The sequence below is a fragment of the Coleofasciculus sp. H7-1 genome (assembly GCF_057473865.1).
Genome location: NZ_JBYCCT010000076.1, coordinates 31,551 through 53,079, shown reverse-complemented (window position 1 = coordinate 53,079; position 21,529 = coordinate 31,551). Strand labels below are relative to the sequence as shown.

Below are 21,529 nucleotides of genomic sequence, written 5' to 3'. Positions count from 1 at the left end.
CCGCAAATTCTATTCGCCAGATAATTTCTATTAAAACACGGTTCCATCACTCTCAATTTTAATTGGGGGAACGCCGCCTTCTCGTAATTGTGCGGCAATTTTTCTCCCCGCACTCCAAGTTCCTCCTTGTAAAACTTTTACCAGTGGTAATTCATCAGCAGTCATATTCAGCTTTTGCCGAATAGTTGTCGCAATTCTATCCAACAAACTAATCGTTAAAGCCCTCCACTCTACAATTACCTCAGAACCAACTGGGTAACGTTCCTGCAAAACTGCTGAATCTTTGACTTGTAACAGTCCAGTATCTAGACATAAACCGCCGTTACGATATTCTGGTAAACCTGTAAGTTCGTCTAGTCCAGTGATTTCCAAATCGAGTTCCTGAAGTGGTTCTAAAAGAGAGTAAGTTAACCACTGAGAGAGTTTGTGAAACGGCACATAATTGTCGCTTTTCTTATCTCCCAGTAAAGCTGAATGAATCCAGACATCGCCTAAGTTTACCCCAGCGATCGCTAGTCTCCCCGACCAAATTTCCCCCAATCCCTCCAAAACCGCATTCAACACCTTACTAGCAGGCAGTTCTCCATGATTGCTCTTATCCAGCAGGTAATTGACTAGATTGCCAAGACGCGGGTTTTCCGTGCCAAAAAACTTGGGATTTTGGCTGAGTACTTGTCCCAAACGCTGTAGCAGCTTAACACGCCCTTCCACCCCTACCAGCGGATTTTTTTCACTCACTTGGAAACCCTGCGCTAAAGCGGGTTCTCTTAACTTTAGGAGTCCATCAGCATCTACCTGTAATAGTGATTTCGGGTTACTAGAAAAAGCACCTTGAAAAAACATTCGGAAGCTAGCCACCGCTAAACCTTCCGAACGCCGAAACACTTGTCCCATTTCTAGTTCGCAATACTGCCAATCTGCACCCGCACCTGCATCCAATAAGACGCTAACGATCGCCAAATCAAACTTAACTTTAGCTTTTTCTAATCGAGTGAGTCCCATTAAAGCTTGTTCGAGTTCCAAAAGACGAGGCACATTTCCGACTTCAAAATGTCGCCAGCGACTGTGAAAAGGAATGTCGAGATCGGGATAATCATCGCGCATCACCCCGATAACATAATCAGCGCATTTGTCTAACTGCGTTAAATCAACTCCAAAGTAACGAAGTTTGTCTTCACAGCCTAAAACAAAGATGCGATCGCATCTTTCCCGAATTGCCGCCAAACTCCTCAAATATGCGATCGCTTCCTGTTCAGAATTGCTCATAAACAATTAAAACGCAAACATTAACTTTGCATACCGAGAGCGTTAAAAATCCTCATCCCCTAAACCCCGTCCCTTAATTTCTGCCAGAGTTGTCGCAGTGGGCACTTCTCCCGACGTATAGTAACCGGCGGCTTGCTTGGCAGCAATTTCCACCCACGCATCTTCTGGAATCCAATCATCAGGAATCGGAATACGTTCGATTACCTCAATGCCAGAATTTGTAATTGCGTTATATTTCATATCGCTCATCGACACCAAGCGGTCAATTCGGGTAATTCCCAGCCAATGCAACACATCCGGCATCAGTTCTTGAAACCGCATATCTTGAAGTCCCGCCACACATTCAGTACGGGCAAAGTAGGCATCCGCGCGATCGCCTCCTTCCTGACGTTTGCGGGCATTATAAACTAAAAATTTAGTAACTTCGCCCAAGGCACGACCTTCTTTGCGGAAATAGACAATCACCCCCGCGCCGCCTGCTTGTGCCGTCTGGATGCAGACTTCAATGCCATGCACCAAATAAGGGCGACAAGTGCAGATATCGGAACCAAACACATCTGAACCGTTGCATTCATCATGTACCCGCACGGCAAGCAGTCGGTTGGGATCTGTAATTGCTGCGACATCGCCAATCAGATAAATCGTCGTGCCGCCAATCGGTGGTAAGAATACGTGTAAATCTGGGCGCGTCACCAATTCTGGGAACATCCCACCCGTTTGCTGGAAGAGAATGCGACGCAAATCGCTTTCTTCAATGTTGAGTCGCTTGGCAATACCGGGCAAATACCAAACTGGATCGATTGCTACCTTTGTTACAACTAAATTGCCGTTACTTTTGATAATTTGACCGTCAACTTGCAAGCGCCCTTTTGCCACAGAATCTTGCAATTCCGGCATATTAATGTGAGCTTTGGTGACAGCAATAGTGGGGCGAATATCGTATCCCTCTTCATAAAATGAAGTGTAAACTTCGCCCACGATTGCTCCAAATGGATCGAGTGAGACAATTTTGTTCGCATCTGCCCAACTGGGGTATGACCCAATGCGAACAACCGGAGAGGTATTAGTTAAATCGGCGCGGTGATTTGCCTGAAGTGCGCCAGATGCGATCGCTAGTGCCCGATAAACGGCATAAGATCCCGAATGCGTGCCAATTGCATTCCGTTGATTTGGGTTAGCTAATGTCCCAATAATTGGCCCTCGTTTAATCGGATCGCTTTCTCCCCAATGGATAGAAACCGATTTTTTACCCGATTTACCCGGATGGGATGTTAAAACAATATGCTTATGGGAAGATACTTTTTTTGGGTTTTCCATAAATAGCTCACAAGATGCACTCAAGATGTCGTCCAGGGCAATCTAAGCAGGGGAGTGGAAATAAGCTCTGATCATAGCAAGGTGATTTTGGCTCTTAGAGTATCCTGCACAGCCAAATCTGTTTGTGGTTGCTACCCTTTCATTTAGTATTATTTGCTACAAATTTGCCCAATTTACTGATTTTTAAATTAACTTAATAGAAATCTAATCCTATCGCTATACTCCCATGAATTCATCCATGCAAACGTTTGTGCTTAACCTTTTCTCCCCTAAGTTTTGTATGGGATTTTCAGTGCTAGTTAGGCTTTATGAGTAAACTTTACCCACGCGATCGCGGCAGATTATCCCCGCACTACAATAACTCAGGACTTAGGCAAATATCACCACATCTGGGGGGCAACCACAGGGGATTGCCCCTACAAAACGCTATATATATAAGCTTTGCGTAAGTCCTGAACTTCAACATTTCCGGCTGGACGGAGTTAATTAATGCTCGTGCTAAATCCGACCCTAATAAAGGTAGCGACGCCAAAATATTTACTTGGGCTTTGAGCTTTGTTTTGCCCGATGTCGGTGGACTCGGTAATCTGCTAAAATTTGCGATCGCTCAACCGTCCAAATCAATTGAAAATGATGTTTCTGGGCGCGAAAATCCAGATCCCTCTTTACATTTAGAAGCGTTTTACAGCTATCAAATTACTGATAATATTGCCGCAAAAATTTTTTCTGATTGCACAATGAACTTTTATTGTTTCCTAACGCCCAATCGCCAGTGGTTGCCGTCTAAAAACAGCATCCCCCGTCTGCACATCAAACCAGTGGATATTCTGAAGTGGCAATGCCAGCGTTACATCTTCGCCACTCCAGTTTTGAGCGGTCGGTAACAAGGTACGAATTGTCGTGGGTTCTGCCTGCGCCTCAACCCGCACGCTAACTAAGTTGTGCATCCCCAAGTTTTCTACCAAATACACCCGACCCCGAACGGTGTTTCTATCTTCTGGTTGTGCAATGCGAACATTTTCCGGACGAATCCCCAACACAATCTGAGGCGGCACTGTAGGAACTTCCGGCAGCGGTATTCTAAAATTACCCAGCATCGCGGAATTTTCTTGGCAAGGCAGCGTTAACAAATTCATCTGGGGACTGCCCACAAACCCAGCCACAAATAGATTTGCCGGATTATTATAAATACGTTCGGGAGGGTCAAGTTGCTGCACGTCGCCCTTATTAAGAACAGCCACTTTGCTAGAAAGAGTCATCGCTTCTGTCTGGTCGTGGGTGACGTAAACAACTGGAACGTGTTGAGCTTCAAATAGTTGCTTAATTTCGGCCCTGACGTTTTCCCGCAACAGCGCATCCAGGTTACTCAGGGGTTCATCTAATAAAAAGACATGAGGGCGGCGTACCAAAGCCCGTGCTAGGGCGACCCGCTGCCGTTGTCCGCCAGACATTTGACCCGGTTTGCGGCTCATTAATTCGTCTAATCCCAATACTCTTGAGGCTTCTGCCACCCGTTGTTTAATTTCTTCAGAGGGTGTTTTTTGCAGTTTGAGAGCAGAACCGATATTTTCGTACACCGTCATGTGAGGATAAAGGGCATAGCTTTGAAATACCATTGCAATGTTGCGATCGCCCGGTCGCAAGTTCGTGACATCTTTATCCCCGATCGAGACCCGACCGCGAGTGGGTTCTTCCAGACCCGCAATCAACCGCAAAATGGTAGATTTACCGCATCCAGAAGGTCCAAGTAAAGTGAGAAACTCACCATCTTCTACGCTCAAGCTAACGTCTTTGACCGGAATAACTTTAGGATTATATGTCTTATTTAAGTTTTGGAGTTCGAGTCTAGCCATAATTTTAAACAGGTTGAAGGTTGAAGGTTGAAGAAAGTTGAAGTTTGAAAGTTTTTACACCTCGTTTTCTGGCTCAGTCTGGTAAAAGTTATGGTTTTTAAGTTTTGAGCGATCCATTCAAAACCCAAAACTCAAAATTCCTAACTCTATCCTTTAACAGCACCCGCCGTTAAACCTTGGACAATCTTACGCTGGAAGAACAACACCAGTAAAACCAGGGGCAAAGTCCCCAAAACGGTAGCCGCAGCAATTGGCCCGTATGGAATTTCAAATAGCGACGCACCGCCTAATTGAGCAGCCCCAACCGGAATCGTCTTCATATCTTCACGAGTAATAAAGGTAAGGGCAAAGATAAACTCGTTCCAGGCAAAAATAAAGGTGAGAATCCCAGTCGTTACCAAAGCTGGAACCGTCATCGGCAGTAAGATTTGCGTCAGCATTTGGAAAGTATTGTAGCCATCGACTTTAGCAGCATCTTCCAAATCTTTTGGCAATTGCTCGAAAAAGCTTCGCAGCACTAAAATGGTCAGCGGTAAATTGATGGCGGTATAGGGAATTATCAGCGCCAAATAGTTGTTACCCAAGTGCAATACCTGGACAATTTCTAACAGTCCCAAAAACAATAAAATTCCAGGGAATAAAGTAACGATCAGGACACCGCCGAGGATAATTTTGCCGCCCCAAAGATGCAATCGTGCGAGAGCGTAAGCAGCGGGTGCCCCAATTGCTAAAGCCAGAGCGGTGGAAGTAATCGAGACGAAGGCACTATTTAAAATGTAGCGCCCAAACGGACGACGAGCGAATAACTCAATGTAGTGACTGAACGTGTATCGAGTGGGAAAATAGACCGTGGGAACGGCGGCAATATCTTCATTGACCTTGAATGAAGTCAGCAGTTGCCATAAAACTGGCGCTAGGGAGAAGATCAAGACTAAGGCAACTGCTACCGGCATTAAGATTTTTTTCCAGGGAATTTTTTTTTCCCTGGTTGGGGTTGGAGTGGTTGGGCGTTCTTGTGGAATTATAGTCATAACTTAAGCGGCTCCTGAAGTTTTGGCACGAGACCGACTGAGCAACAAACTAGCGATCGCTACCGCTACAATCAGCAACATAAATGTCACTACCACCAGCGCCGCACCATAACCAAAGTCTAAGTAGCGCATCACGGTGGAGTAGATGTACAGCGAGACTACTTCCGTCGCACCTCCAGGCCCGCCACCCGTCATCACCGTAATCAAGTCGAAAATTCCGAAAGATTGGGCAAACCGAAACAGCAGTGCAATCAAGATTTGCGGCATCAGTAGCGGCAGCGTAATCCTAGTGAAGTTTTGCCAAGGGGTTGCTCCATCAATCGAATGGGCTTCGTAGAGGTCTGGCGAAATCGACTGCAACCCAGCCAACAGCAGAATACTGATAAACGGCGTTGTTTTCCAAACATCGGCAAAAATCACCGCCATCAATGCCAGCGTCGGCTCTCCCAGCCAGTTAATCCCACCTTCAATTAGACCGACTCGCCTAAGGATATCGTTGACAACTCCAAACTGGTCGTTAAAAATCCAAACCCAGGCAAGACCAATCAGAGCAGTCGGCAACGCCCACGGTAAGATAGCCGTAGTTCGCACCAAGCTTCTTCCCCGAAATTTCTGATTCAGAACCAGAGCGATTCCCAGCCCTAGCAATAGCTCGATAATTACGGCTGAGGTAGTGAATACTGTCGTCGTCCAGAAACTCTGCCAGAAACGACCATCCCCCGCCATCCGCCCGTAATTATCCAGACCCGTGAAGACAGGTTGCAGCTTTGTTCCCAGGTTCTTAGTAAACAAACTCAACCAGAATGCCCGGACAATCGGGTAGCCATAGACAAATAAAAGCACAAGCAAGGCGGGCAGTATTAAGATCCAGCCCGTGCGTTGTTCCCGACCTCGGATTGTATGCAGGTTCATCATGAAGTCAAAAGTAAAAATTAAAAATGCTAACTCCTGAAAGACTATCCAAATCTCGGATGTGTAGGCTCCCTTTGAGGCAACGAAACCCAGCACTGGTGCAGTTTGTTGGGTTTCGTTTACACTCTACCCAACCTACGATTTTTCAGTGCAGGACTTACGCAAAGCTTATACATATAGCGTTCTTGTCGGTTCAATCCCCCTGTGGTTGCCCTTACTATGTGGTGATGTTGCGTAAGTCCTATTTAATTTACTTTTGCCTTTTACAGGGTTGCCTTGTTATGCCGACGGTTTCGCTTGACCCGCGTTGAGGAGTCGGCGCGTTTCATTAGCGGCAGCTTGCATTGCTCTTTCAGGACTCGTCCGGTTTGTGAGCGCGGCGCTAAGGTAGCGTTGCAAAATATCAGAGGCTTGGGCATATTGTGCAATCTGCGGACGTAAGACGGCTCTTTGCACCACCTCCAAAATCTGCGGGAAGTGGGGGTATTTAGCTACAATCTCTGGGTCTGTAAATAATTCCCGTCGGCTGGGCAGATAGCCTTCTTGCAAAATAAATCGCCGCTGTGTTTCTTTACTGGTAAAGTATTGAATCGCTTTCCAGGCTGCCTCTGGATGTCGAGAGGATTTAGAAATTCCAAAACCCCAGCCGCCTAGGCAAGCCGCCCCATTTTGACCGGGGACGTGAACCATCGGTTTAATCCCAATTTTTCCCTTGATTGGCGAAGTCTCTTCATTCGCTAAAGGCCAGACATAAGGCCAACTTCTTAAAAATGCTGCCTGACCGTTTTGGAAGAAGCGTCGGGTATCTTCTTCGTGGTAGGTTGTCACCCCAGGCGGGGCAATACCCTCCTGAACAGTGTCGCGCAAAAACTCGATGGCTCTTAAAGTTTCGGGTCGATCTAACCCAACTTCCAGCGTGTCGGGATTCACCCAGAAGCCACCAGCGCCTTCGAGGACTTCCATAAACATTGCCACCAATCCTTCGTATTGGCGACCCTGCCAGACGTAGCCCCAATTTACCTTTCCTGCCTTCTGCAAGGCAATGGACGCTGCTATCAAGTCTTGAAATGTTTCTGGCGGCTGCAATCCTGCTTCTGCTAGCAAGTCTTTCCGGTAGTAGAGCATCCCAGCATCAGAACGAATTGGCAGCCGGTACAGCTTGCCTTCGTAACGTCCCCCTGCTACATCATTGGGTGAAAATGCTGCCAATTCTTCTTGGGAAATTCGGTCGCTGAGGTCTAGCAGCCAACCAGCCGCCGCAAATTTTGGCGTCCAGATGATATCCATGACCACCAGGTCATAAGGAGATTCTCCCAAGATGAAAGCAGATGTATAGAGGTCTTCAACCAAGTTGGCGGCATTAGGACCTTCAACGATGTTGATGCGAATGCCTGGATTGTCTGCCTCGAAGTCTTTGATCATCCGCTGCAAGGGTGGGGCATCAGGGGCAGGCAGCAACAGGTTGAGGGTGACTGGCTGCTGAGCCATCACTATCCAGCTAAACAGTACGATGCCCAAGAAAAGAGCCAGCCATACCCCAAAGTGACGCAAATATCGGAGGTTTGGTAGGAATTTTCGCAGTTGGTTTACCGATTGGCGATACAACATTGTTGCTCGATCAAGCAGAGGTTTAATTAGTTGATTAAGAAACTAAAACACTTAAACTTTCTCAACCGTCTCATTTAATGGTTGGCTTGCTAACTTTGCTTAAGATTGCTTAATATTCTGATGAAGTAACCTAAAAAATTAGCGGGTGCTATAGACAAAGTTTCAATTTGTCAGCTAGGCAGATGATTCTGTTGAGAAAGCCCGAAGTTTACAGAAGCATATCCTAGGCTGAACTGAGATTTTATCTGGTTTTGCTAGCAGTACGAACTGTTTATTTCCAATAGATAAAAATGCTGCGATCTCAGTAAATTAATTTCTTATTAATCAGAGAGCAACTTTCCAAAGATATAGCAAGTTGTAAACAAATAACTTTCTGAGGAGGTATAATTTGCAGACATAAAAGTGGTAGACTTTAATCTAGAAATTTAATTTTAATAAAATTAAAAGAAAGTTTGATTAACCCTGGAAGCTTTGAGAGTAGCGATCGCTGCTAAAAACTACCCAATTGTGCAAACCACTATTTTTACCTATACTCATCCATGAGAATTAGCAGTTAAACAAAGCGACTGGGTGGGTATTCACGACCGAACCGCTGTACGAATAAGTAGACGGACTTAATTATTTGTAGGATGGGTAGAGCGGGAGCGAAATCCATCAAACTCTTGTCAATGTTGGGTTGAGTAGCGATCGCCCAACCTACAAAATGACTTGTACCATAATTACTTGTCAATGTAATGTTGGGTTTCGTACCTCAACCCAACCTACAAAATGACTTGTACCATAATTCCTCAGTCCTCAGTCCTCAGTCCTCACTCCTCACTCCTCACTCCTCAGTCCTCAGTCCTCAGTCCTCAGTCCTCAGTCCTCAGTCCTCAGTCCTCAGTCCTCACTCCTCACTCCTCACTCCTCACTCCTCACTCCTCACTCCTCACTCCTCAGTCCTCAGTCCTCAGTCCTCAGTCCTCAGTCCCGTAAAGATTGAGAGTTATCGGTTTGAAGTGCCTACAGCCAGCTTTGCCACCACGTTCGCCAATTCAGATGGCTCAACTGGCTTCGCCAAATGCATCTGGAAGCCTGCCGAGAGAGCCTGTATGCGGTCTTCTTCCCTCGCATACGCAGTCAGCGCCACAGCCGGAGTCTCTCCCCCTTGGGTGGCATCCAGTCCCCGCACTTTGCCAAGCAAAGAATAACCATCCTCGTGGGGCATCCCAATGTCACTCACCAGAACATCGGGTCTTACTTGAGGAATTAGCTCAAACGCTTCCTGTGCCGATGCCGCCGCGATCGCTTCAGCGCCATACTGTTCCATCATGAAGGTCAGAAATTCCCGCGTGTCAGTATCATCATCAACGACAAGTACCCGCACGCCATCGAGTAAAGTGCTGGGGACGGAGGATTGAGAACTGAATAAGACATCTTCTTGCATTGTTAGTTTTTTCCCCTCACTCTTGATAAGTGGCAGCATCACCGTGAAAGTTGCCCCCTGTCCTTCTCCCAGACTTTCTGCATATACAGTCCCACCGTGCAGTTCTACCAAATGACGCACGATTGCCAAACCAAGTCCCAGTCCACCGTACTTCCGAGTCGTTGAACCATCCGCTTGTCGGAAGGAATCAAAGACATAGGGCAAAAAGTCAGCACGGATGCCTTTACCTGTGTCGAGGACTTGAATTTGGGCATAGTTGTGATTAGTCCTGAGTCCTTGGTCATTTGTCATTGGTTCGGGTTCGTTGGCGAATGACTTTTGAGCGCTGACCATTGACAGTTTCACCTCAACACGACCCCCTTCTGGAGTGAATTTAATCGCGTTTGAGAGCAGATTCCAAACAACTTGTTGTAAGCGGCTGGAATCGCCCGAAACCAGCCCTACAGTTGGATCGAGCCAAGACTGAATCTGAATAGATTTAGCGTCAGCCGCCAGACGCACCGTGTCGATTGCTGCCTCAAGGGTGGATACTAGGTTGATTTGGGAGATATTTAGACCGACTTTTCCTCGGATGATGCGCGAGACATCCAGCAAATCATCAATTAGCTGTGTCTGCAACTTAGCATTGCGCTCGATAGTTTCAATGGCACGAGTGGTGGTAGCTTGGTCAAACTTTCGGGTGCGGAGTAGTTGCGTCCAACCGAGTATTGGGTTGAGGGGCGATCGCAACTCGTGAGAGAGTATCGCCAGGAACTCATCCTTCATGCGATTCGCTTGCTGAGATTCTTGGTAAAGCTGTGCATTGTCAATCGCCGCCGATGCCATCTGAGCCATTTGTACCAGGATGGCTTCATCTTCTTCGGTAAATTCACCCTCGTATTTGTCGGAAAGTTGGATCAGACCAATGTTTTTTCCATTGCGACCGATCAGCGGTACAGCTAGCCAACCCCGCATGGGTGGGTGCTTTTCTGCCTCCTTCCCAAAACCTCGCCAAGCTGGATGTGCTTCTAGCTCGTCCTGGGTCATCCGCATGGGGCGTTTCATGCCACAGACAGCCGCATAGATACCAGAACCATCGGTTTTTTCACTGTAATCTCGCCACTGCGCGTACTTATCTGACAGAGAGACAGTGTTAATTGCCTGTGCCCAGTTGTCGTCTACTGTCATGCTAGTGACTGACTGATGTGCCCCGATAATGTCGCGAGACTGCTCTGTAATTAGCCATAGCATCTCTTCGAGAGATAGGGTTGAATTGATGGCAACGGATGCCTCCGCGAGCCTTTGCAAACGGCTGGTATATTGCCGTTGGCGGGTTAGCATTTGGGCGCGTTCGATAGCGATCGCTACCTGATCGCAAACAACCTTCATCAATTCAATTTCATCCGCCTCGAAGCGGTTGCGATTGCGGGTACCAAAAGAAAGCGTTCCGATGATCTGACCGTGGGCAAGTAACGGGTGACAAGCATAGGCTGTCATTCCCAGCGATCGCGCCATTTCTATCTTCGGGTCTGTGGATTGCTGAATGTTCTCTCCGACGAAGTGGTGATGCTCCAAAGCGACACGTCCGCACACAGTTTCACCCAACTCCAACCACTCCCTTTCTTTGGCAACTTGCTCGGAAACTCCACCACAGGAGTTTAAATGCAGAAGTTGTCTTTCTCGATCGACCAAGTAGTTGAAATAAACCTCAAGTCCTAGATGAGAAAAAAGTTCTTCCAATAGATTGTCGATCAGTTCTTGCGGTCGATCGTTCAACAGTAACTTGCTAGCCGTTTCCGAGAGAAGCTTGAGTCGCTCATGGCTTTTGTGGAGGTCTTGTTCGGCAGCTATGCGATCGCTACGTTCCTGGCTTTCTCGCAACGCCCGTTTTACTGATGGAACCAGTCGCTCTAGCCGTTGCTTCAGCACGTAGTCTGTTGCTCCATTTTTCAGGGTTTCAATCGCTAATTCCTCGCCAATCGTCGCCGAGACAAAAATAAATGGCACCTCAGAACAAAGGGTGCCAGCGATTTTCAGAGCCGAGATGCCATCAAACGACGGCAGCGAATAGTCTGAGAGAATCAAGTCAAAAGAGTCTGTTTCTAGTGCTGTAACAAAGTCAGTGCGCGTCTCTACTTGCACCAACTCGCAGTCTATCCCGCCATCGGTTAAATTCGCATAGATGAGTTCTGTATCTAGCAGACTGTCTTCGAGCAAGAGGATATGCAGGACTTTCACGAGACTCAAACCTTTTTATGATTATTCAGCACAACGGTGGAAATCAACGTATAGCGTTTCTCATTTGGATGAAGTACAGCAATTAAGGTTGTGAGTGAGATGTGTAGGCTCCCGCCTGAGTTCACGTTACCCAACACTGGTGAAGTTTGTTGGGTAACGCTATCGCTCTATCTAACCTACAATTTTGCTTGGGTTAACCGATTTATCTGCAAGAATGCGTTTGCCCTTACAGGTGTACCTCACCCAATTGCCAACCGCTATAACTCTTTAAAGCTGAGAATGGAGAATGAGAGTTTTGAATCTGAGTTAAAGAAAGTTCTTTAATTCAAGATTCAATATAATTCTTTTTTCGCTTACCAATTCCCTTTCTTCGCATTAATAACCTCCACTAGAAATGCTTAATTACCTCTATCTTAGACAGCACAGACAAGGGGAAAGGAACCGGGTGGTGGCTGATTGACCACTGCCCAGAAAAGCCCGATTCCCTTAATAGCGTTGACAAATTCATGAAAATCAACCGGCTTCACAACATAAGCATTCACGCCTAAATCGTAACTTCTAATCAGATCCTGCTCCTCCCGTGAAGAAGTCAGCATGACGACTGGGATTAGTTTCATAGTAGGGTCAGATTTCAACTGTGCTAGCACTTCCAGCCCATCCACTTTGGGTAATTTCAGATCCAGCAGTACCACAACCGGATTTCCTTCAATCCGCAGCTTAAAAATCCCCCGTCGATAAATATAATCTAGCGCTTCCTCCCCGTCGCGCACGACTACCACTTCGTTCGCTAGATGGTTTTCCTCTAGCGCTGCTAGTGTTAATTCGACATCGTTCGGACTGTCTTCAACTAGCAGAATTCGTTTTAATTCCTTCATTCATCCCCCTATATCAATTAAAAATTAAAAATTAAAAATGTTAGATAACTTTTGACTTTTAATTTTTGATTTTTAATTTTCATGGTTTTTCTGCAAACTTTGGCAATGAGAAGTAGAAAGTTGCTCCACCCTCTACCGCTCCCTCTGCCCAGGTTCGACCGCCATGACGATGGATAATTCGCTGGACGTTCGCTAATCCAATGCCAGTCCCCTCGAACTGTTGCTCGCTGTGCAAGCGTTGAAATACGCCAAAAAGTTTGTGTACGTACTGCATATCGAATCCTACGCCATTATCACGGACAAAAAAGACAACCTCAGACTCATTGTCAGTGCTGCCAATTTCAATTTCGGCATGGGTGCGTGTCTGCGTGTACTTAACAGCATTCGCCATCAGATTCTGGAGTACCAGCCGTAACATGGAAGGGTCGCCCTGTACTTCAGGTAAGTTGTCAATTTGCCAATTCATGGCGCGTCCATTGATTTCCTGCTCCAGATTGCGTTGGACTTCTCGAACCAGCCGATCCATATTAATCGATGTATAGCGCATCTCAGTGCGCCCCATGCGGGAGAAAGCTAGCAATTCATCGACTAGCATTCCGGCTTGTTTAGCGGTCTGGGTGATAGTTTTGAGATAACGCAGACTGGTTGCATCCAGGGTTGTTGACCCAAGTCGTTTCTGGAGCAAGTCAACGAAACCGCTAATATGGCGAAGTGGTGCCCGCAGATCGTGGGAGACAGAGTAGGAGAAAGATTCAAGTTCTTTATTGGCGGCTTCTAGTTGGGTAGTGCGTTCTTTGACCCGTTGTTCCAAGTTTTGGTTGAGTTGTCGAATTGATGCTTCAGCTTCTTTGCGATCGCTAATATCGATACACGAGCCGATATAACCCAGAAAACTGTCATCTGGTGTAAATCGGGGAATCCCCATATCTAGAAGCCATCGGTACTCCCCATCAAAGCGTCTGAGGCGATATTCCATTTTGAAATCTTGACGAGCATCAAACGCATTTACATAAGTATCTAAACAAAACTGGAAATCGTCGGGATGGACTCCTTGTGCCCAACCATTGCCCATCTCTTGTTCCGTTGTCCGTCCGGTAAAGTTTAGCCAGGGTTTATTGAAGTAGTAACAGAGCTTGTCAAGACCAGACATCCAAATCAAGACGGGAGCCGTATCTGCCATTTGGCGAAAGCGTTCCTCACTTTCGCGTAATGCGGCTTCAGCAGATTTGCGATCGCTAATGTTGCGGAAGTATAGCGCCAACCCCCCCATTTCCGTCGGATAGGCGCGGACGACAAACCAAGCGTCGAAGGGTGGATAATAGTCTTCTAGTTCCATCGGTACTTGCTCGGCAACTGTCCGCCGGTAAAGCTGACCGAAGTTGGTGCCTTCTAGCTCCGGAAACTCTTCCCACAAGTTCTTGTCCAGAAGTTCTTCAGGAGAACGACCCAAAGTTTTGGCTCCCTCGTGGTTGAGGTAGGTGAAACGCCACTCGTGGTCGAAGGCGAGAAAGCCGTCGGTGACACTTTCGAGAATCAGAGAGATTTCCTCTCTGGCGGCTTCTGCTTCTGCACGGGCAATTTGCTCCAGGGACAACAGCAAGGCGCGTTCTGCCTCCACTTGTTTGCGATCGCTAATATCCAGTACGAAGGCGACGCCGTCTTGCTGGGAGTCGTTGAGCAAGGCAATCCCCAGAACGATCGGCACTCGCTTGCCATCCCGTTGGACGTACTCTTTCTCATAGATATTGGAAACTCCAGTTGCTAGAACCTCTGCGATCGCTCGATCGTCTAGGTGCTTGTACTCTGGGGGCGTCAAGTGTCTCCAACTGATTTTTCCCAATTCGGTAAATTCTTCGCGAGTATAACCAACCAGGCGAAGATAGGCGTCGTTGGCGTCGGTGATGAAGCCATCCACGTTCCAGAAGGCAACGCTGCTCAGGTTGGAGTCGAACAGCCGTCGGAAGCGATCTTCCGAGCGACGCAGCGCCTCCTCAGCCGCTTTGCTAGAGCTAATATCGCTAACTAAGCCGACAAATCCTTCGACTTCCCCAGAGCTGTCAAACTGGGGAATGTAACTAGCACTGATGTAGCGGGTGCCGCCATCTTTATACGGTAGTTTGGTTTCGTAAGTAACTTGTTTTCCTGACAAGACTGCTTCGATATACGGACGAGTCGCTGCATAAGCTGCTTCGCCCAGAACCTCCCAGACGTGCTTTCCATATACTTGTGCGGCGGAATGCCCGAACCATTCTTCATAGGCTTTGTTATGAAAGCGATAGCGCTGTTCTGAATCGATGTAGGCAATCAGGACTGGCAAGGCATTTGTAATCAGGCGGAGTTCATTTTCTCTTTTTTGCAGCGCCTCCTGCGCTTGCTTGCGCTCGGTGATGTCCCGGAAATAAATGCCCAGACCGTCTTCGGAAGGATAAGCATGGATCTCAAACCAGATGCTTAACGGCTCGTAGAACTCCTCGAAATGGACAGCCACCTGCTCGGCGATCGCCCGTCGATATTCTCTCTCAATTTTTGTCCCTACTGACCAAGGCCATTGCTCCCAGTGAGTTTTGCCAACGATTTCCTCTGGCTTTTGGCTGTTGAGCCTCGCCGCCTCTTGGTTTACATAGGCGATCAGCCACTGGCGATCCAAGGCGACAAACGCATCAGTCATGCTCTCCAGGATGTTAGTAACGCGACGGGTAGACTCCTGTAGCACCGACTCTGCTTGCTTGCGATCGCTCACATCGGTAATCATGGCAAGGGTGCCGACGAACTCTCCCGTGTCGATGAGAATTGGATTGGTGGAAACAATCGTCCAGAGAGCCGAGCCATCTTTGCGGCGGAATTGCCAGTCATCTTGAGCGGTGACGTCTGGGTTGGGTTGCTGCATTTTTTGCAGTGCTTCCCGGCGCGACGCTTCATCCACAAACTCGAAAATGGAGCGCTCAAGCATTTCCTCGACGCTGTATCCCAGCATTTGCGCCATCCGCTGGTTGACATAGTCTGTCCGTCCTTGGCTATCGATTGTCCAGATGCCTTCGTTGGCAGTATCGATGAGGCGACGATAGCGCTTCTCACTTGCCTGTAGCTTCAGCAGACTCATCTCTAGCCGCTGTTTGGCAGTATGTAGTTCCGAGTTCAGCGAGCTGATCAGGAACGTCACCAGAAGGAATACACCCAATCGCACCACGAGGCTCGTGCTGGTGACGCCTAAAGAATAGAGCGGTTCTAAGAAGAAGAAATTGGTAACTAAAGTCGATAAAATGGCAGCTAGCAGCCCCGGAACCATGCCACCATACCAGGCACTAATCGCCACTGCTGCATAAAAGAAGGGGAAAACGAGTGGTCCCATCAGTGGCTGTAACAGGAGTGTCAGCAGCAGTGCTACCACCACGGTCAAGACAGCCACGCCATAGCCTAGTAGTTGGGAGCGTGTTACTTTCAGCATGAACCTTTCAAGATTGGAATCCAGAGCGCACCTTCACCAAGGCTTTTTTTACCCTAAGGTAGATGAAAAATTTTTTGCATTCACCCTACGGATTATTTGTTGAGCTATTTGCATCAGCAATGATTAGCCGCGATCGCCCTCGAAGAATGCGACTCGCCACTTTTTCCCAGTATCTTTGCGTTCTGGTGTCCAAGTTCACGCTAATCTCGTTCATTCAGCGCGATCGCTCTCGAAATTAGTTAATAAAATACTAAATAAATCAGTTGAGAAAAATGACATGAAAACAGAAAAAATACCTGGCGAATAGAATTCCCGTCTAAACAAACTTAGGCACGTTCATGCCGTAAGGCTTTAGCCTTCAAGGGAGGGTAGTCCGTCATCGGACTAATCTGCAATCTGCCAAAGTGATATGCACCATTCTTCCATTATCTCAATGACCGCTGACGAAATCGCTGAAGAATATGTCAATTTAATGGCAAAATTGATTGACTTGCCACTCGCTCCAGAACACCATCCAGGTGTGGTGGAAAATCTGAGCAGAATTGCCGCGATCGCTCAACTCGTCAATGAGTTTCCTCTGCCGGATGAAATCGAAGCCGCACCTGTGTTTCAGCCATGAGCCAAGCCTATCCTGATGCCACTCAAATTGCCTGTGCCGTGCGGAATTTTGAAGTTTCAGCAAAAGCTGTCGTTGCAGTTACATTGGCAAGAATTGCCGACCAGAATCAGACGCTGAACTGTTTTACTGCTGTCACTGCTGAGATGGCAATGGCAGACGCCGAAAGAATCGATCGGGCGATCGCGCAAGGCAACGATCCGGGTGTTTTAGCAGGCGTGCCCTTTGCCGTGAAAAATCTCTTCGATATCGCCGGTTTAACTACCCTCGAAGGTGCAAAAATTAACGCCGAAAATCCTCCAGCTACCCAAGACGCCACCGCCGTCGCCAAACTCAAACAAGCGGGTGCCGTGCTAGTCGGGGCGCTGAATATGGATGAGTACGCCTATGGCTTTGTCACCGAAAACAGCCACTACGGTACATCAGCAAACCCCCACGATCTGACTCGCGTTAGCGGAGGTTCCTCTGGAGGTTCTGCGGCTGCTGTGGCATCTGGGTTAGTGCCGCTGACGCTGGGTTCAGATACGAATGGCTCAATCCGTGTTCCTGCCGCATTTTGCGGAATTTTCGGCTTTAAGCCGACTTATGGGCGTTTGTCAAGAGCAGGCGCGGGATTGTTTTCCAGTAGCTTCGATCATATTGGACCTTTTGCACGTTCTGTGCGCGACCTAGCTGCCGTTTTTGATGTCTTGCAAGGGGCAGATGCCAAAGATCCGGTTTGTACGAATCGCCCTCCAGAACTGTGCTTGCCACACCTCAAACGGAGCATTGAGGGTTTGCGAATTGCTGTCGCGGATGTTTATTTTGCCCAAGGTGCAGAACCAGAAGCGTTGGCAGCGGTTGCTAATGTAGCGCGGGCGTTAGGCGTGCAAGAAACTGTCACCATCCCCGAACCCCATCGGGCAAGGGCAGCGGCGTATGTGATTACAGCGAGTGAAGGGGCGAATCTGCATTTAGCTTCCTTGCGATCGCGTCCTGGTGATTTCGATCCGGCAACCCGCGATCGCTTTCTAGCGGGTGCCCTAATTCCGGCAAGCTGGTACATTCAGGCACAGAGATTTCGGCAATGGTACCGCGATCGCGTTCGGGAAATCTTCAGCGAGGTTGATATCATTCTCGCCCCAACGACTCCCTGCGTTGCCCCTCGGATTGGACAAGAAAAAATGGCGATTGCTGGAGAAGAGGTGCTAGTCCGTCCCCACCTAGGACTGTTCACGCAACCGCTATCTTTTATTGGTTTGCCCGTTCTATCTGTCCCGATTCATCGCCCCGATGCCATGCCTTTAGGAGTGCAAATCATCGCCGCACCTTATCACGAGACGCTAATTCTCCGGGTGGCGGCGGTACTGGAGGCACAGGGTATCATTTCAGCGCCGATTGCTAATGGCGATCGCTTCTAACTTGCTTGTGGAGACGTTCGCGCGATCGCGTTTGGGTGATGACTAAGTAGGCGGGATTAATTATTTGTAGTAGTGGTTAGCGATAGCATTAACCCATGCAACTGAGAAAAGGTTATAGTCTGTTAAAACTCACATCTTGCACCTATCGCATTAACCCGCCAGCCAGGGGTTCAAACCCCTGGCTAATAGCGAAAGTCCACTAAAGTGGACTGGGGAAGAACTTCAGTCCACTTTAGTGGACTTTCGCTATTAGCCCGGAACTTGAGTTCCGGGCTGGATTGGCGGCTTGTTGAGAATGGTGCAAGATGTCAGTTTTAACGGAATGCCAGCTATTAGTCCGGAACTTGAGTTCTGGGCGGTTTATGTCTAGAACTAAATAGCTCTGCTAGATGACTGTTAGCTCAAAAGAAAAAACCTCGGTTGTATACGCCGAGGTTAATGTCTAGAGAAGAGATATTCGGTTTAGGAAGGTGTTTTAACAGTGTTGAGCAAGCAGTGTTGAGCTTTTTCAAACCCCCGATCTGGCTATGGGTGTCAATCGCTCTAACAATCGCTCTGGAACACCTCCAGAATTCTTTAATTTTTGAAGTTTCTGCAACCGAAAAGCTATAAATCGGTTGCCTAGCTAACAGCAAAAGTACATTAGCAGGGATCGGTTTATGTGCGATCGCTTGCGTTGAGTGCTACTGCTTTCTTCGGTTTTTTGCCTGCTTTTAGCTCTTGTTTTTCGTTGAAATGCATCTCTAGTGGTTCGCCGACATACACATCAGCCTCCATAAAGAAGCTGTCGGCAGTCATACACTCATCAAGGGTTAGGGTATTCCCTTCTTTATTGGTGTATCGCATGGATGTGTAACCTCGTGTAAACCTATGTAAATTAATATAACATCTTTTTGCATTTTCTTGACAGAATTTTGATTTCATAATAAAAAAGCCTGCTTTGAGGGGAGCATCCCGCTTCTCGGATAAGGCAAACCTAGCCCCCTACCCGGAATCGGGAAGGGGGTAGAACTCTTCGCCCCTCTCCGATTCCGGAGAGGGGTTGGGGGAGAGGTATCCCTTGAAGTATTGTCGCGTATTCAGCCCACCTAGTCGTCGGGCATTTTGGCTGTCATTGGGCACGCTTCATGGAATTCATTAATTAATTGTGCAAGACACACCAAGTCATTTTCCGGTAAAGATTCAGACACTGGCAGGTAAAGAACATACTGGATCAGGCGTTGTGCATTCACAGATCCTTTCGTTGGTTTGTCACCTGACGAAGCGTTATCTATAAAGGTCAAACTGGTATTTCCTTGAGTGGCGTCAAAACCATATTCTCTAAGTTTTGCCATCACAGATGGGGGATTTGAAACCAGTATGGGAACAACCCAAAACGAGTTGTACTCAGTTTTGCTTCCGGGACAAGTAATTTCGGGTTTGAGAAGGGAAAGAAATTTTCGGGCATTTTTTGACCGCCTTTCAAACCATTGGGGATTGCAGTTTCTTAATCTCCGCCTCAAAAGAACTAGCATCTGAGTTGGAGGACGATACCTAATTTTTGCAAGAATATCTCCTTGAGAAAACCCCCGTGTCATTGAGTTAATCACCGAGTCGAGATTCTTTCCTAAGTATTTAAGAAAAACAAGTAGGTGGTAATACAACCAAGGAATAGAAAAAAGCTTTAAGCAAAAATATTTAAGAATGCGTTTAAAAAACCAAGATTCGCTCTTGCAGGGATATTGTCGATCGATATCTCTCATTTGTTGAGCTAGCGATCGCTCACGAATGACAGCGATCGCTCCTCCAAGAGCCGTACAGGACTTGATCGGGCCAAAACTAAATAAACTTACATCCGCATCCTTAGAACCGTGATATTTGTCACCAGCAAAAGCTTGGGCACAGTCCTCAACTAGGAAAATTTGATATTTCTTGCACAGTTTGGTATAAGGCTTGAGATTAATAATCGAGCCGAATAAATGTGCCACAATCAAAACTTTACTTTTTTCCGAAATCAAAGATTCCAGTAACTTGAGATCGGGTGCAAGCGTATCTAAAGAAATATCAACAGGTATCGGCACTAACCCGTGCCGTTTCACCACTTCAACCATATCCCGGATATTGACAGCACTCATCAAAACTTCCGATCCGGCAGGAAGCTTTAATGACTGTAGCAGCAGATCGAGCGCTGTTCTGACTGAAAGCGTGACTAGAACCTCGCTACAATCATCAATTGGCTTGTCCCATCCACTCTTAAACCCAGGCTTAGGGAGAAGTTTTTTGACGTTATTGTATTGAGGTTCTAAACCTTCTCGATTTCCCTGCCAATCAAGTTGAATGTCTCGGATGAGTTGCTCTCTGTTTGGGAAGTAAAGAAAGGAGTACAGACTAGCTGCGAGATCGGCAAAGCTAATATGTAGACGCAATCTAGGATAAACTTTCAGCCTTGTTAAAGGCGACTTTAAGCTCGAATTCGCTAGCGATAAGTCGGTTGTCACATCTTGCACCAGTCGCATTACCCGCCTGAGGTTTAAACCCCTTGCTAACAGCTATAGCCATTTTCAATCGGGTGAGGTACGCAGACGAAACCTAACCCCCTAACCCCCTTCCCGACGCGGTTGTGGGTGAATAATTCAAAGCCTCTCTCCTTCTAGGAGAGAGGAATGGAAGCGAGGTCAAAACTGTACCGCACCCAACCGAGAACCGCTATAAAGTCTTCTAAGAGAAGACTGAGTAAGAATTTTAGTCCATTTCAATGGACTTGAGCTATGAGCCTTGAACTTGAGTTCAAGGCAGACTTTAGGCTACACAAAGAGCGCACTCCAACAACTTCAGTTACTTTCCCAAACAATACCGCTACTTGGTCGCCACACCTGCGATTTGAGGACTAACAATTGGGAGATCAAGCTCAAACTTTTCGTAATTGAGACGGTCAAAACCAGCATTTTCTAATGCTACCCAAGTTTCTCGGTCTGGGTTGCAACCATCGGCAAGAAATTTCCACACTGGACGCACTCCCTTCTGTACCCGTCGCAAGAAAGTGTCTTGGGGTGCGGCGACGTGTTCGATAAACAAGAAGCGTCCACCGGGTTTGAGGACTCGCAAGATTTCATTGAAAGTTGCTGTTAAATCCGGTACCGAACACAAGACAAGGGTACTAACGACCGCATCTATACTGTTATCTTCAGCTTCCAGTCGTTGGGCGCTAATACTGCGAATATCGAGATTGTTTAAGCCATTCCGTTCTGCTTCTTTTCGGAGATAAGGATGCATATACGGGTTCGGTTCGATGCCAATCCAGTGAATGTCTTTGGGATAATAAGGGAAGTTCGCACCCGTTCCAGGGCCAATTTCCAACACATCGCCGTGCAAGTCAGAAAATAGATTGCGCTTGCGATCGCTTACCAGTTTTTCATAGCCAGCGTTGCCTTTGTATAGCAACCAGGCAAATAAGCGCTTATTCCAGCAACAGGGACTTTGCATTTGCAACTCTATAGAAATTTGCTTATTATCTACGACAGATGTCTTCAAACTTAGACTAGCTGCTGACCTGGTGCTGAGTAGCTGTACAACCGCTTGGGGCA

General features: G+C 47.3%; 17 protein-coding genes. 4 read left to right on the top strand and 13 right to left on the bottom strand.

Going from position 1 to position 21,529, the window contains the following annotated elements:
* Positions 1-30: 30 nt before the first annotated feature.
* The 7 genes from AC2VDX_RS22225 to AC2VDX_RS22195 form a co-directional block, all read right to left on the bottom strand.
* A complete protein-coding gene (locus AC2VDX_RS22225) occupies positions 31-1,266 on the bottom strand; it encodes a URC4/urg3 family protein (protein WP_378185358.1) in 1,236 nt (411 codons plus the stop codon).
* A 42-nt stretch (positions 1,267-1,308) separates the two neighbouring features.
* A complete protein-coding gene (locus AC2VDX_RS22220; RefSeq protein WP_378185360.1) occupies positions 1,309-2,583 on the bottom strand; it encodes a GTP cyclohydrolase II in 1,275 nt (424 codons plus the stop codon).
* Between the two features lie 755 nt (positions 2,584-3,338).
* Positions 3,339-4,436, bottom strand: coding sequence for an ABC transporter ATP-binding protein (locus AC2VDX_RS22215; RefSeq protein WP_378185362.1), 1,098 nt, complete (start codon positions 4,434-4,436; stop codon positions 3,339-3,341).
* A gap of 146 nt (positions 4,437-4,582) precedes the next feature.
* Entirely contained in the window at positions 4,583-5,467 is an 885-nt protein-coding gene (locus tag AC2VDX_RS22210; RefSeq protein WP_378185364.1) for a carbohydrate ABC transporter permease, read from the bottom strand.
* Between the two features lie 3 nt (positions 5,468-5,470).
* Positions 5,471-6,382 (bottom strand): carbohydrate ABC transporter permease, encoded by a 912-nt coding sequence (locus AC2VDX_RS22205; RefSeq protein ID WP_378185450.1) that lies wholly within the window; start codon positions 6,380-6,382, stop codon positions 5,471-5,473.
* 276 nt (positions 6,383-6,658) lie between these two features.
* Positions 6,659-7,987, bottom strand: coding sequence for an ABC transporter substrate-binding protein (locus AC2VDX_RS22200; protein WP_378185366.1), 1,329 nt, complete (start codon positions 7,985-7,987; stop codon positions 6,659-6,661).
* 553 nt (positions 7,988-8,540) lie between these two features.
* Positions 8,541-8,717: a hypothetical protein gene (locus AC2VDX_RS22195; RefSeq protein WP_378185368.1), complete on the bottom strand. Its 177-nt coding sequence runs from the start codon at positions 8,715-8,717 to the stop codon at positions 8,541-8,543.
* 38 nt (positions 8,718-8,755) lie between these two features.
* Between AC2VDX_RS22195 and AC2VDX_RS22190 the strand changes: the two genes are divergently transcribed.
* On the top strand, positions 8,756-8,962 hold the full coding sequence (locus tag AC2VDX_RS22190; protein WP_378185370.1) for a hypothetical protein: 207 nt from the start codon (positions 8,756-8,758) through the stop codon (positions 8,960-8,962).
* A 10-nt stretch (positions 8,963-8,972) separates the two neighbouring features.
* On the opposite strand, the gene AC2VDX_RS22185 is transcribed toward AC2VDX_RS22190, so the two are convergent.
* From AC2VDX_RS22185 to AC2VDX_RS22175, 3 genes are all read right to left on the bottom strand, one after another.
* Entirely contained in the window at positions 8,973-11,630 is a 2,658-nt protein-coding gene (locus tag AC2VDX_RS22185) for a response regulator (RefSeq protein ID WP_378185372.1), read from the bottom strand.
* 413 nt (positions 11,631-12,043) lie between these two features.
* On the bottom strand, positions 12,044-12,505 hold the full coding sequence (locus AC2VDX_RS22180) for a response regulator (protein ID WP_378185374.1): 462 nt from the start codon (positions 12,503-12,505) through the stop codon (positions 12,044-12,046).
* Between the two features lie 79 nt (positions 12,506-12,584).
* Positions 12,585-15,950: a PAS domain S-box protein gene (locus tag AC2VDX_RS22175; protein WP_378185376.1), complete on the bottom strand. Its 3,366-nt coding sequence runs from the start codon at positions 15,948-15,950 to the stop codon at positions 12,585-12,587.
* 62 nt (positions 15,951-16,012) lie between these two features.
* On the opposite strand from AC2VDX_RS22175, the gene AC2VDX_RS22170 reads away from it, so the two are divergent.
* The 3 genes from AC2VDX_RS22170 (at position 16,013) to AC2VDX_RS22160 (ending at position 17,966) form a co-directional block, all read left to right on the top strand.
* Complete coding sequence (locus AC2VDX_RS22170) at positions 16,013-16,189, top strand: hypothetical protein (protein WP_378185378.1); 177 nt, start codon at positions 16,013-16,015, stop codon at positions 16,187-16,189.
* A gap of 194 nt (positions 16,190-16,383) precedes the next feature.
* Entirely contained in the window at positions 16,384-16,569 is a 186-nt protein-coding gene (locus tag AC2VDX_RS22165; protein ID WP_486928243.1) for a DUF4089 domain-containing protein, read from the top strand.
* Positions 16,566-17,966 (top strand): AtzE family amidohydrolase, encoded by a 1,401-nt coding sequence (locus AC2VDX_RS22160; protein ID WP_378185382.1) that lies wholly within the window; start codon positions 16,566-16,568, stop codon positions 17,964-17,966. Before AC2VDX_RS22165 ends, AC2VDX_RS22160 begins: the two co-directional genes overlap by 4 nt.
* A gap of 657 nt (positions 17,967-18,623) precedes the next feature.
* Here AC2VDX_RS22160 and AC2VDX_RS22155 read toward each other — a convergent pair.
* The 3 genes from AC2VDX_RS22155 to AC2VDX_RS22145 form a co-directional block, all read right to left on the bottom strand.
* Positions 18,624-18,812, bottom strand: a complete 189-nt coding sequence (locus tag AC2VDX_RS22155; RefSeq protein ID WP_378185384.1) for a hypothetical protein — start codon at positions 18,810-18,812, stop codon at positions 18,624-18,626.
* A gap of 242 nt (positions 18,813-19,054) precedes the next feature.
* On the bottom strand, positions 19,055-20,461 hold the full coding sequence (locus tag AC2VDX_RS22150; RefSeq protein WP_378185386.1) for an aminotransferase class I/II-fold pyridoxal phosphate-dependent enzyme: 1,407 nt from the start codon (positions 20,459-20,461) through the stop codon (positions 19,055-19,057).
* Between the two features lie 340 nt (positions 20,462-20,801).
* Complete coding sequence (locus AC2VDX_RS22145; protein WP_378185452.1) at positions 20,802-21,428, bottom strand: class I SAM-dependent methyltransferase; 627 nt, start codon at positions 21,426-21,428, stop codon at positions 20,802-20,804.
* Positions 21,429-21,529: the final 101 nt, after the last annotated feature.